Source organism: Bacteroidota bacterium (genome assembly GCA_016711505.1).
In the GTDB taxonomy this organism is placed as follows: Bacteria; Bacteroidota; Bacteroidia; order AKYH767-A; family 2013-40CM-41-45; genus JADKIH01.
The window spans coordinates 668905-683080 of the sequence record JADJSV010000001.1 but is presented as its reverse complement, the minus strand read 5'-3'; the positions used below and the strand labels follow the sequence as shown (position 1 = coordinate 683080).

The 14176-nt window shown below is 38.8% G+C and carries 5 protein-coding genes; 1 reads left to right on the top strand and 4 read right to left on the bottom strand.

The window, feature by feature from the left end:
* Positions 1-89 precede the first annotated feature (89 nt).
* The 3 genes from IPL24_02920 to IPL24_02910 form a co-directional block, all read right to left on the bottom strand.
* A complete protein-coding gene (locus IPL24_02920; GenBank protein ID MBK8362650.1) occupies positions 90-2210 on the bottom strand; it encodes a S9 family peptidase in 2121 nt (706 codons plus the stop codon).
* Positions 2211-2925: 715 nt separating this feature from the next.
* The gene (locus IPL24_02915) at positions 2926-3078 is read right to left on the bottom strand and encodes a hypothetical protein (protein MBK8362649.1); all 153 of its coding nucleotides are present in this window, start codon (positions 3076-3078) and stop codon (positions 2926-2928) included.
* A gap of 43 nt (positions 3079-3121) precedes the next feature.
* Positions 3122-5404, bottom strand: a complete 2283-nt coding sequence (locus tag IPL24_02910) for a hypothetical protein (GenBank protein ID MBK8362648.1) — start codon at positions 5402-5404, stop codon at positions 3122-3124.
* A 244-nt stretch (positions 5405-5648) separates the two neighbouring features.
* Between IPL24_02910 and IPL24_02905 the strand changes: the two genes are divergently transcribed.
* Positions 5649-5837, top strand: a complete 189-nt coding sequence (locus tag IPL24_02905) for a hypothetical protein (protein ID MBK8362647.1) — start codon at positions 5649-5651, stop codon at positions 5835-5837.
* Positions 5838-5924: 87 nt separating this feature from the next.
* Here the strand turns inward: IPL24_02905 and IPL24_02900 are convergent, their stop codons facing one another.
* A complete protein-coding gene (locus IPL24_02900) occupies positions 5925-13685 on the bottom strand; it encodes a PKD domain-containing protein (GenBank protein ID MBK8362646.1) in 7761 nt (2586 codons plus the stop codon).
* Between the last annotated feature and the right edge of the window lie 491 nt (positions 13686-14176).

Here is a 14176-nt window from a genome sequence, read left to right as displayed (position 1 = left end):
AGTCAGAGGTCACGCATCTTACAAGTAAGTAGCGTGACCTCTGACCTTTGACCTCTGACCTTCCTTTTTTGACCTCCAAAGTCCCAGGATTACTTCACCGTCATCCCCAGATTATACATCAAGAAACTAAATATATCCGTCTGCTCATCGATCTGTTTACTTACCGGTTTGCTGGAGCCTAATGCAGTAGTAGAAGCATGTCCTGAGTTGACATCAATTCTTACCATTACAGGATCATCGCCTTTGTATTTTTCCTGAAGGGTAGCAATGAATTTGAATGAATGTGCCGGAACAACTCTGTCGTCATGATCGCCGGTGATAACAAGAGTTGCAGGATAATTTGTTCTTTCTTTGATGTTATGAAGTGGTGAGAAAGAAAGCAGGTTTTTGAAATTCGGTTCGTCTTCACTGGAGCCATAATCACTTTTCCATGCCCAGCCGATTGTAAATTTGTGGTAGCGTAGCATGTCTAGTACTCCAACTGTTGGAATAGCAACTTTGAAAAGGTCGGGACGTTGAGTCATGACTGCACCAACAAGTAATCCGCCATTTGATCTGCCGCTAAGTGCAAGTTTTGAAGGATTGGTATATTTTTCTTTGATCAGATATTCAGCAGCAGCAATACAATCGTCGAATGTATTTTGCTTCTTTAATTTTGTTCCGGCTTCGTGCCATTCTTCGCCATATTCTCCGCCACCGCGTAAGTTTGCAATGGCATAGATGCCGCCATTTTCAAGAAACAACATTCTTTCGATCTTGAATTGTGGCGTCATAGGAATATTGAATCCGCCGTAGCCAAATATCATTGTCGGATTATTTCCGTTCAATTCAATTCCTTTTTTGTGGAAGATGAACATAGAGATCGAAGTGCCATCCTTACTTGGATAAAATACTTGCTTCGTTTCATATTCATCAAGATTCAGGTCCATTTTTGGTTTGAAAAAAACGGTCTGTAATTTTGAGTCCAAATCAAATTGATAGATAGTTGATGGGGCAGTGTAGGAGTCAAGTGAGTAAAACATTTTAGAATCTTTCTTACTTGCAGTGATCTGATCAACTGCACCGATTGAAGCAAGTGGAATATCATAGAGGAACTCACCTTTTCTCGAGAAAACTTTTAGTAAGCCTGTTGCATTGTGCATATATTGTGCAATAAGGAAATTTTTTCCGGCGCTGACAGAGATGAGAACATCTTTTGATTCAGGGATTATTACAACCGGTGGAGCTGCTGGATTTTTAGCATCCACAGAAATGAGTTTATAGCGGGATGCATCTTTATTTGTAAGAATGAAAAAGTTACTTCCTTCATTATCTACAACTGCATTGTCATATTCAAAATCAGAAACTAAAGTCACGAATTTTGTATCCGGTGTTTCAAGATCTTTAACGATCACATTATTTCCACTGGTACCTTCCGAGCCGGAGATGATCAACCAGTTTTCATCATCAGTAGTTCCCGCACCGAAATTTCTTTGCGGATGAGCTTTGTCTTCATAGATCAACTGATCAACACTCTGAGGAGTTCCTGCAATATGGAAGTAGATCTTTTGAAATTCATTCTGACCTTTGAGTACATTTTTCTCATCAGGTTTGTCGTATCGCGAATAGAAAAATCCGCCTGCTCTCCATGCAATTCCGGAGAATTTCACCCATTCAACTTTATCAGTCAGCATACCGCCATCGATAGTATTTTTTATGTTGATTTCCTGCCAGTCGCTCCCGGCTTTTGAGAATGCATAGGCCATATATTTTCCGTCGTTTGAAACGGAGATTGTGCCGATGTTTGTTGTGCCATCAGATGACATTGTATTCGGGTCGAGAAATACTTCCGGTTTTGCAGAGATGGAACCTCTGAGTATGTTCAATACGAATTGATTTTGCAGACCGTTATTTGTATAAACGAAATAGTTTTTCCCTGCTTTAAAAGGAGAAGCAGATTTCGGAAAATTCCAAAGTTGTGTAAGTCGTTTTTTTAAATTGTCTCTGAAAGGAATTGTTTTGAGATAATTTTCGGTAACGATATTTTGTTCTTTGACCCATTGTCCCGTTTCAGCAGAGCGATCATCTTCCAGCCAGCGATAAGGGTCGCTGATCTCAGTACCGAAGTAAGTATCTTTTTGATCTTGTTTGGCAGTAGGAGGATATTTGAATTGTGATTGAGCTGTTCCGGCTATAAAGACAGCGATGCAAAGAAGTAATGATTTTCTCATATTTTTTTGGTTGTAATGGAAAGCGAAGCTAATAGAAAGTGCTTAGAATAAAAATCTGTTAACTATCCTTAACAAGCTGAAAATCAGTTGAGGTTGATTTGTTAATTTTAAACTACTTCAGGTGATGCGGAAATATTCGCCTACGATAAGGCATCGTTCACCTGAGTTTTTCGGCAGTTGACAAAAAAGCCCGTTTTTGAACTAAAAATCCCAATAGTTTAGCGTCATTAAATCGTTCTTTAGTAACAGCAGGAGTAAATTTAATTGAAACTGCCAGTAAAAATAGTTGCAGGTTTTCTCAGTCGGCATTCCCCCAAATCTCAGCCGGCGCGATTGAAATTCAAGTAACGGCCGTTACCGGATCTCGTGTTTCCAAACCGGTATTTTAAACGACCGTTACTTTTTTCCTGCCTCATGAAAATAAAATTTAGGTATTGTTTAGGTGAATAGTCAATTCAAGCGCCACAGCTTCCCCTGTGGCGTTTTTGTTTTAAAAAAAATCCAAAAAAAAGAGAACAAAGTCTCACCCAAGAAAGTTCTTCGTTAGTTCGCCACTCTCCACACTCAAACTCACACAAAAACCTGTGAATTTTTTATTCAATTACGACCGAGTGGAGAATGTATTATTAAAATCAGCAACCAAATCTATATTCTTAGTTCTGCAAATGAAAATAATACGCTGTTTAAATATCACTCAACTTTGAAGTTTGCAATATTATTTCACAACATTAAATCTCACACTTCTTCTTTTGTCGTCAAAGACCCGGGTTAGAATATATAATCCAGAAGGAATTTCGCTCAAATCAATATTTAAATTCTCCCGGAACTGATTTCTCATTTTAATATTTTTCAAAATTCTACCGTTCATATCTATGATTCGAATTTCACTGACAGATCTTACTTTTGAAAGATCAAGCGTTACGATTAGCTTCTGGTAAATTATCCATGTAAATTCTTGTAAGGCAGTTTATCAGGTAACCATCATATTTATTGAACGCACCACCCATTAGTAGTCTGCCACTTGCATCAGATGAAAAACATCCTCCACCTGCACCCGGATAACTCTGAATAAAGATGCTGCTGTCAATTGTACCGTCAAGGTTCAATCTTGCTAAGCCACTATAATTACCTGCATTAAAAAATCCACCTGTTACTATCTTTCCATCTGATTGCAGAAGCATAGCAGAAATATAATGTCCCGAGCCAGAATTAAGAGTTGACATAAAGGTAGAATCAAAATCTCCATTGGATCTGATAGAAGCAATTAAGTTGGATGAGTTTCCATTATATAAGCTAAAATACCCTCCGGCAATTATATTTCCATTAGACCCGAGAATCAAATTCGTCAATCTGTTACTAAAACCTGTCCCTGTAACAAATGTACTATCGTAAGATCCATCTGTATTTATTCTTACAATATTATTTACGCTATGACCATCATAAGAACTGAAATCTCCTCCAACGACAATTTTACCATCCGGTTGTAGAACTATAGCCGGCAGAAATGCTGGATTAAAGCCAACACCTGGATTAAATGTTGGATCTATCGCCCCTGTTGCATCTATTCGCAAAATATACTTAGAAGTTGGAGAACCAAAAGTTAAAAAATTACCAGTAAGGATCAACTTTCCATCAGGCTGTAAAGCCATCCTGTGAAATCCATTATTAACAATTGTTGAATCCAATACAAATGTTGTGTCAGGAGAACCATCAAAATTCAATCTTAAAATGTAAGATTGATTAAAACTTCCTGTTCCGGAAAAAGATCCCAAAAGATATATTTTCTGTATTGCTTGATCAATTACAATTTGGCTTACCGACGGTCTTCCTGAATAAAACAATTGTGTATTAAATGAAGTATCAACTCTACCATTGGTTTCAAGTCTTATCAACGCTTCCTGGCTATATCCGTCATAACCTGCAAAGTCGCCACCCACAAGTATTTTTCCATCTTGTTGAACTGCAATATCTGAAGCATTTGCATAACAAGACGAACATCCTTTATTGAGACCATATTTTGGAATAAAAGAATAATGAAGATAACCATCAGGTTCAAGTCTCATAATACCCCACCTCTCAAAGTTTTCATAGGTATAAAACGAACCTCTACAAACTATATTACCTGTACTTTCTATTGCAATGGAATAGATCCCTTGTCCACCTGTATTAGGATATCTGTAATTAGACCAGAATGTAGTGTCAATATTACCATCGCTTAACAATCGACAAATGGTGTGCTGATTGATCCCTTTAAATTCAGAAAAAGTTCCAGCAACAAGTATCTTACCATTCTGATCCAGTGCAATATCATATATATAACCTAATCCTGTTACTGTCCCAATATCAAAAGAAGTGTCATTTGTCCCATCAATATTGAGGCGTCTGATTCCACCTTTTGTTGCTACCAATAATTTGCCGGTACCATCTACCGACAAATCAACAATATTTGTAATTCCGGGATTATGCCAGGAAGTATCAAGAGATCCATCGTATTTCAGTGCAACCAAACCATTGTAAAATTCTCCATGACATTGGGTAAATGGTCCTGCGGCAAAAATCCTGTCATTTATGGTATCATCAGTGATAACTTTAACGGAATAATTCAATCCTCTAATATCGAAGGTAGAATCTCTCGTTCCATCAAAATTCACTCTTACCATATTCTCCTGCATAATTCCATCCACAGTTGCAAAATTTCCACCCACCAGAATTTTTCCATTCTGTTGTGGAACCATTGTCCATACGGGTCCTTGGTACACTGCATGATGAAAAGACGTGTCGATTGTGCGATCAGAATTTAATCTTATTAGGTTATGATTTGATAATGAGGTATCAAAATCTTGACCTGCTACTAGGATCTTACCATCGCTTTGTAATGCAAGATCGTGAAAATACCCTTCATCAAGACCTGGATTATTATTGTCAAAACCTAAAGAATCAAAAGTGTCATTTTCATTCAATCTTGTTACATTTAAAACTATATGTCCACTGTTGAATTCAAAAAGATCACTTCCAAGAATTAACTTTCCATCAGGTTGAACCAATACCTTACTATGAAGTGAATATGCTATTCCACTTGTATAAAAATTCTCTTTAATTGGTGTTCCAAATGTAGTATCAATTTCTCCCGGTAACTGGGAATAAACCATTGCAGGAAAAGTCAAGAATGCAATAAAGTACAGAATCTTCTTCAAATCAGTATAAATTATTTTTTACCAATATAAGAGTAGTTTTTTATCCCTTTGATGTTTTGTCAAAAATAAAAAAGCAAAGTCCGATACTTTTATTCTGGTTGGAATTTTTATCTTTTCTGTAACATCAATTGTTTTTACTTAAGAAGACATTCCAATTTACTCGCCCTCCCGAAACCCCCATCCACCAATAATAATTGAACTCCCTTCATCGCAATCGTATTTTTGATTCATCAATAAAACAAATATGAACAACTACGATAATTATTCATTTGGCTTTCATCCGAAAGATGACCGTCAAATTATGATCTTTGAAGACTTCAAAAAATTGCGTGCAGTATTCGGGACGCCGCATAAGTTCGCTTACTTGCGATCTTTGGTGAGAACACGTCCTAATGTCCGTTCGGTGTATCCTCCGGGCTGGAAGTTCAGATAAGAATTTACGGGAATGGTTATAAAGAAGAACTCCCGGACGCACTCCGGGAGTTCAGAAACACACCATGAAAAACCAAACGCACTATTTTTAGTAAACAATACTCACGTGACCCACCCATTCGGAATGTTGTCCGTCAATACCCTCACCAATAATTTTATATACATATGTATCCTGTTGACACTTTTTACCATCATAGAAACCATCCCATGAACCGTCAAGAGTATCCCAGGTTTTAAGTAACAATCCCCATCTGTCGAATACCCACACTTGTAAGTGTTCCATATTCGTATGGTATGGTCTGAAGACCTCATTTTTACCGTCACCGTTAGGTGTAAAACAATTCGGAACAAACAATGTTGATTTCGGACGGATCTCAATTGATTTGAAGATCGTATCACGACAACCATAAGCATTTGTTGTGATCAGCAAAGCAGAATAAGAACCTGTATCACTGAACGTATGTGTCGGATTAAGAACTGTTGTAGTTGAAGCACCATCACCAAATACCCACTGATAAGCTGAATAATTCGTAGAAAGATTCTGGAAATCGATCGTTGGATTCATGATATCAGTTATATAAGTACTGGCAGTAAAATCAGCAGTAGGTGATGGATACACCTGGATCACATTTGAGCCGGTATAAGAAGCATAACATCCACGATCAGAAACGACAGTCAGGTTAACATCATAGTTACCCGGATTTGTAAAGATGTGAGTCGGATAACGATCCGTAGAAATATCTCCATCTCCAAATGTCCATAACCAACCCGTTACACTTCCTTCACTGACAGATGACCCTTCAGTGAAAGTTGAAGTTATCGGTCCGCAACCTGAACCACTTGAAGCAAATATTGCAACAGGATTTGGATTCACACGCGCCTGTACAACTGTTGTCTCACGACAACCGTAATTTGTAACTGCTTCGAGTGTGATATTATAAGTTCCAACCTGAGCATAGGTGTGATTCGGATTAGTTTGGTTAGCAGTTGACTGATCACCAAAATTCCAGATGTATGCAGAAATTGTACTTCCTGAATTCACATAAGATTGATTTGTGAATTGTGTAGGTGAATTAAGACAAGCTTCTGTTGTAACAAAATTTGGTACCGGTAAAGGATAAACTTCTACACGGGCAAGTTCTGTTGTTGAACAATTATTTGAATCAGTTGCAACAAGAGTCACATCATAGAATCCTGCTGTACCAAATGTATAACTGAATGAAGAATCCGTCGTAGTAAATCCATTGCCAAGATCCCAGTTGTAATTAACCTGACCTGAACTATTCGACATGTTCATGAACTGAACCGGTGCATTCTGACATGCAGAGGTTGCATGTATAGCAGTAAATGGACGTGCAAAGATCTGAACAGAATCGTTGTAAGTATCATAACATCCATAAATCGAAGTAACAGTTAATGATACATTGTAAGTATTCGGATCACCATAAAGATGAGCAGGGTTACCTTCAATCGATGCACCATTGTCACCGAAGTTCCATAACCAGCCAACAATGTTTCCGTCCTGAGAATACGACTGATCTATGAAGTGGGTTGATACACCATCGCATACATCATTTCCAAGGAACCGTGCAACCGGAGGATTATACACACTCAGGTTGTGGGTAACCTGAGATGTACAACCGTTGGGTGTGGAAACTGCCAATGAAATATTGTAACCACCGGCAGCGGCAAATGTATGGGAAGGATTTGTTGATTGATCGTGCGTTCCATCATCAAATGTCCATGTACTTGTGAAGCTGATACCACCATCAACCGATGAAAGGTTGACAAGCTGATTTGCTCCGCCTAAGCAGACATTCGATACTGCGAAGGCAGCGACCGGATTTGGATATATGTTTAATGAAGAACTTGAAGTAGCATTACATCCGTAATTAGATGTAGCTGTGAGTTGAACAGTGTAATTTCCCGGTGCAGGATAATTATGTGAAGGCTGGAATGATGTTGAAGTTGTTCCATCACCAAATGACCAGTTCCATGTTGTTATTCCACCGGAAGCAGAAGAGGTAGAGTTTAAGAAATCAACATCAATTCCAAGACATACGCTTTCTGTTGTCATGCTGACTACAGGAAGTGGATGAGAATTTGTGGTTACTGAGACAGTATCACGACAACCACGGTCAGAGGTTACAACCAGATTCACAGTGTATGTTCCAGCTGAAGCATAAGTATGTGAAGGAGTAATTGCATTTGATGTTGTATTGTCGCCAAAAGTCCAGTAATGATTTTGTATAGTTCCTGAAGTAATCGTAGAATTATTTACAAGACCAATATTAGAATTCGTACAGGCAGAAGTTACATTGATTGCTGCAACAGGAACCGGATAAATTGTAATTGCCTGTTTTGATGTGTCAACACAACCTGAAACTGTTGTTGCTATCAATGAAACATTGTACGTTCCCGGGTTTGTAAATTGAATCGATGGATCCGTTAATGTTGAAGTGTTTCCATTATTGAAATTCCATGCATAAGCAGTTATGGAACCATAAGCAGAGTTTGAAGTATTTGTGAAATTAATCAGCGATTCAGCACAACCGTTGCCGGCAGTAAAGGCTGATACAGGTAAACCATTTACTACAACCTGATGAGAAATAGTATCAGAGCAATTATTATTTGTTACTGCAATTAAAGTAGCAGTATAATTTCCTGCAGTTGAATAAGCATGACTTGTTGAAGCCGATGTTCCTGTAGTTCCATCACCAAAATTCCAGATCCATTCAGAAATAAATCCTGAACTCACAGTAGAATTATCAGTGAACTGGTTCGAAGAACCAAGACAAACAGTAGTAGTAGAAAAATCAGCTGTAGGTAATGGATTTATTACTACGTTTTGATTCGTTGTAGAAGTACAACCGGCTGCTGAAGTGATAGTGAGAGTAACTGAATACGAACCGGCTCCTGAATAAGAGTGGGAAGGATTTAATGAGCTCGAAGAAAATGAATCACCGAATGACCACAATGAATTTGCAATAGTTCCACTTGATATAGTACTGTTGTTTGTAAACATTGTTGAGTTTCCAAGGCAGGTTGGACTAACTGCAAAGGATGCGACAGGTAATGGGTCAACATTAACCACGTTGAGTTTTGTAGCAGCACAACCATTCAGGTCTGTAATTGTTACATAATAATTTCCGGATATACTTGTTGTGATCGTTTGAGTTGTTTGACCCGTTGACCAAGCATATGTACTTCCGGGATTACCGGCATTCAATGTTGTTGAATTTCCGGAACAAATATTTATTGTGGTAGGATTTGCAGTGATGTTTCCACCAACCGTAACAACAGTTTGTCCAAGAGCCGCACAACCGTTTGCACTTGTTACTACAACAGTATAAGAACCTGAGTCCGAAACTGAAATAGTTTGAGTTGTTTCACCCGTAGACCAGTCATATGAACTTCCTGCATTTCCTGCATCAAGAGTCGAACTATATCCTAAACAAATAAATGTTGGATTTAAGTTGACTACTGGAACAGCATGAACTGTGACGCTTACTGTATCACTGGAAATACATCCATTGGCATCAGTACCGATCAAAGTATATGTTGAATTGACAGAAGGAGTAACAAAAATACTTGATGCTGTGCTTCCAATAGGATTCCATTGGTAAGTAGTTGCACCGGTTGCAGTAAAGTTGACGATAGAACCATTACAGATCGCCTGATCAGGACCGGCAGACACAACAGGTAAAGCATTTACAGTAACTGCTACCTGATCAGTATCCTGACATCCGTTAGCATCAGTTACCGTGAGTATAAATGTTGTATTTGCTGTCGGGTTTACCGCGATGTTCGCAGTAGTTAAATTACCGGGCATCCAGTTGTATGTAGATCCACCGGATCCATTTAGTGTAACAGATCCACCTGTACAGATCGCTCTGTTAGCACCTGCATTTGCAGTTGGCAATGAATTGATATTAACAACAACATTGTCTGAAGCAGAGCATCCATTAGCATCAGTGACCTGAACTGAATAAGTCGTAGTTGCTGAAGGCGAAACTGAATAAGTTGAACCAGTATGATTTCCCGGCATCCAGTTATAGGTTGTTCCACCGGTTGCAGTAAGACTTACTGTAGTACCGTTACAAACTGTCTGATCAGCTCCCGCATTTGGAACAGGAAGAGCATTGATGGTAATATTCTGAATTACTGTATCAGTACAACCAAATGCAGAACTTACGATCAGGTTAACACTATGTGTACCTGAGGTAGTAAATGTATGGGAAGGAGAATTTTGTGTAGACGTATATGAGTCATTAAAATTCCAGTTGGTAGTAGTAATTGAACCTGTGGAAATACTCGATGTATTATTGAATACAGTTGCATTTCCTAAACAAGCTGCAGGAGCAGAGAATGTAGCAACAGGAATCGGATGAACAGTTAAGTTTCCATTTACGTTTGCCGAACAACCACCTGCTGTTGTTACCTGCAGATTTACTACATAGTTTCCTGCACTAGCATAAGTATGTGTAGGATTAGAACTTGAAGAAGTTGTAGCATCTCCGAAATTCCATGCAAATGTATTTATGAAACCTGTACTTACTGTCGAAGTATTTGTGAATGAAATATTACTTCCTGCGCAACCATTTGCAGTAGTAAAGGCTGCAACCGGCAATGGATTTACAGTTATCGATCTTGTAATTGTACTCGAACAACCATTTGATGTTGTTGTTGTGAGAGTAACAATGTAAGTTCCGGCAGTTGAATAAGTATGTGTTGGATTTTGTGCCACTGAATTACCGGCATCACCAAAATCCCAGGCCCAGTTAGTAATGGAACCGGATGTAGTGGAAGATCCATCGGTGAAAGCAGTAGTAGCACCCTGACAAACAGAAGTTGCAGAGAAGTTAGTTACAGGCAAGGTATTCATTACTGCACTAACATTTATAGAGCCACTACAACCAAGACTATCAGTTACAGTTACACCATAATTTCCAGCTGAATGAACTGTAATAGCTTGTGAAGTAGCACCTGTTGTCCAGTTATAAGTCATACCCGGATATCCTGCATCAAGAGTTGCAGAATCACCCTGGCAAAAAGCAACGTTAGCAAGATTTATTGTAAGAGCTGTTCCGCTGACAATTGTACATGCAGAGCTTGCGACACAACCAAAAGGAGAAGTAACAGTAACGTTATAATTTCCTCCGGCGTTGATTGAGATAGTTTGTGTTGTTTCTCCGGTACTCCAGCTATAAGTTGATCCTGGATTTCCTGCATTCAGAGTTGTTGTAGAACCTGAACAAAGGAAAAACGATTGCAGGTTAACAACAGGAAGTGGATTGACATCGACCATAACATATGCATTCGATGTACAACCTGCCGCATCTGTTGCTATTACTTCATATTGAGTTGATGTACCGGGAGTAACAGTAACAGTACCCGTAGTAGCACCAATAGGATTCCATGAATAAGTTAATCCACCACTTGCAGTAAGAGTAGTACTCTGACCAGCACATATATTCACGTCAGGACTAATAGTTACTACAGGCAGAGCTCCAACATTTACATTAACTATGTCAGATGAAGTACAACCATTCGCACCGGTACCAATAACAGTATAAGAAGTAGTAGTAGCAGGATCCACTGTATAAGAAGGACCTGAATGACCACCAGGCATCCATACATATGAAATACCACCTGTAGCATTCAAAGTCACTGAACCGCCTGAACAAATAAAACCATCTGTTCCCGCATTGATATTTGGCAAAGGGTTGACTGCAATACTTACTGTATCTACAGCAGAACAACCATTCGCATCGGTAACAGTTACCGATACGTTTGTACTACTACCGGGAGTCAATACAATTGAAGATCCGGTAGAACCTGAAGGATGCCAAACATAAGTAACTCCTCCAGTTGCTGTTAATGTTACAGAACCACCTGCACAAACATTCTGATTAGTACCTGCAGAAGCTACAGGTAAAGGGAATATTGTAATCGGATGAGAAACTGTATCAAGACAACCAAGAGTGTCACCGCTGATCAGCATGACATTAAATGTACCTGATGAAGTATATGTATGAGTAGGGTTATGAGCAAATGAAGTAGCACCATCACCAAAATACCAGTGCCAGTAATTATCGTTACCTGTAGTCTGATCGGTAAATGATACTACTGAGTTGATGCAGGAATTCGATGCAGTAAATTGTGAAACCGGTGGTGTTGCAATTACAATTGTATGAGTTACTGAATCAACACAACCAAGATTATTGGTTACAATTAATGTAACATCATATGAACCTGCTCCGGGAAACTGATGCGATGGATTTTGCAATGTAGAAGTAGTTCCATCATCAAAATCCCAATGGTAATCAGTAAATACTCCGGCAGGAGTAGTTGACTGGTCAGTAAATTGTATCGGGTTATTTAAACACAATACAGGAGAGTTAGTAAAGGCAGCTGTTGGAATGAAAGGCAATGTTACATTCACTGTATCTGTTGCTGTACATGAACCATCATTAACAGTGACGCTGTATGACCCTTCTCCGACAGTAATGGCTTGCATTGTAGAACCGGTACTCCATAAGTAAGTGTATGTACCGCTTCCGCCGTAACCATGTGCAGTAAGTGTAGCAAGGTCACTACATGCAATTTGTTGATCAGGACCTGCACTGGCTGTTATACCAATTACGTTGACAGTATAAGAATAGATCTGACTTCCGTAATACGGACAAGCGTCATCTTGTACTCTGACTGTAAACGAATAACTATTTCCAATGTCAGATGCACCCGGTGTCCAGCAAAATGTTCCTGTTGGATGTAATCCGGTTCCGGTATTAAATGTAGCTCCGGGAATTCCGAAATTCCAGTCCACTAACAATTGCTGACCTGCATCCACATCATTTGAAAAGATGTCGAAGCATGTCGGCTCATTGGCACAAATTGTAATACTGAAATTATTTGTTCCATTGATACCTGTTAAAGTAGGAAGTGTATTTGCACAGTTCATTACTGTTAACTGCAAGTCACGTTCAACAGTACCAATCAAATCTCCGTTTCTGTATTCTTTTACAAGAACAGCCATAACGGTAACTTCAAGTGCCTGTGGATTTAAACAGATGTCACCCGTCGCCGAGTTAAACGATGTCGATGGCGACGAATTAAGCGGATTAGAAGCATTGTAAGGAGCATGATATGTAACAGTTGATGAAGAGGTTTGCATTGGAGTGATCAGTTCATAAACAAGTGAATCACCATCGGCATCATAAGCACCGTGGTTGAAACAATATTGCTGACCTAAACAAAGGAATGGAACAGGTTTGTTAGAAAAAGTTGGTGATGAATTACAAGTTGAAACAAGGTTATTCAAAGTAGCATAGATATAGAATGTACTTCCACTGGGAGTATTGATCGTAGTGATTGCAGCATTTCTGCAACAAAGTGAATAACCAAATGTCCAGTCGGCGCAAGCAGCTGGTAAGGTGATGATACCATCATATACCCACTCCTGAATTCCGGTAAAAGGTCCGCCATTACAAGTTGTAACTGAACTTGAACAGGCAGGAGTTACTTCCTGACCGGTACCTGGTCGTTTGTAACAGGTAACACTAAGAGATTGACCGCACGATGTCGATGTAACTGTAACCAAAGGATTTGCCGGCGCAGCAATTCCGATACAATCACGATAGAAGGAAACAGTTACTTTGTAAGTATTCCCCCCGAGGCACTCGTATGTTAAGTCGGCTCCCATCGTATGACTTGCCGATACTTTTCCGCTTACGAAAAGCAGAAAAGCACATATGAAGACCAGTACTTTTTTAATGGGTAAATTTCGATTCATACCTTTTACCTTTATAATAGCCGCATTTTTAAAATGACTTGCTGCTATTTTCATTTCTTAAAAGTACATCAGCAGGGAAGGGAGCATTTACCAATTCAAGGCATTTGAGGACTTTGTAAGATTTGTTGCAGGATGAAAAGATTTTTATAGAATGAAATCGTAATTCAGAATAATTTCAGTTATGTTGTTCGTCAAATAAAAAAAAATTGTTGTAAGAAATAAACCAAACTTGTTTAAGAAGAATGAAACAAATTTTTTACAGGTAATTTTCATGCATTTTTTACATGAGATCAATTTCATTTTACGGTCTAACTTTCCGGAATTTGTCACTTCTCAGAGTTGTTAGTGTGCATTAGATGACATTTTATTTCCCGCAGAGTACGCAGAATACGCAGAAAATCCGCAGAGATCCCTTTGGGATAAAAGCTAAGTTCAATGCATTTTAATGAATAAAAATCTGCGGCTATTCTGCGTATTCTGCGGGAAATTATTCTCTTCTGATTTTTGACTTCTTGCATAAAACTGTATCTTTTCCCCATAATAAT

Coding starts and splice junctions, on each gene's coding strand:
- IPL24_02920 (MBK8362650.1), bottom strand. CDS start 2,210: ATGAGAAAATCATTACTTCTTTGCATCGCTGTCTTTATAGCCGGAACA.
- IPL24_02915 (MBK8362649.1), bottom strand. CDS start 3,078: ATGAACGGTAGAATTTTGAAAAATATTAAAATGAGAAATCAGTTCCGG.
- IPL24_02905 (MBK8362647.1), top strand. CDS start 5,649: ATGAACAACTACGATAATTATTCATTTGGCTTTCATCCGAAAGATGAC.
- IPL24_02900 (MBK8362646.1), bottom strand. CDS start 13,685: ATGAAAATAGCAGCAAGTCATTTTAAAAATGCGGCTATTATAAAGGTA.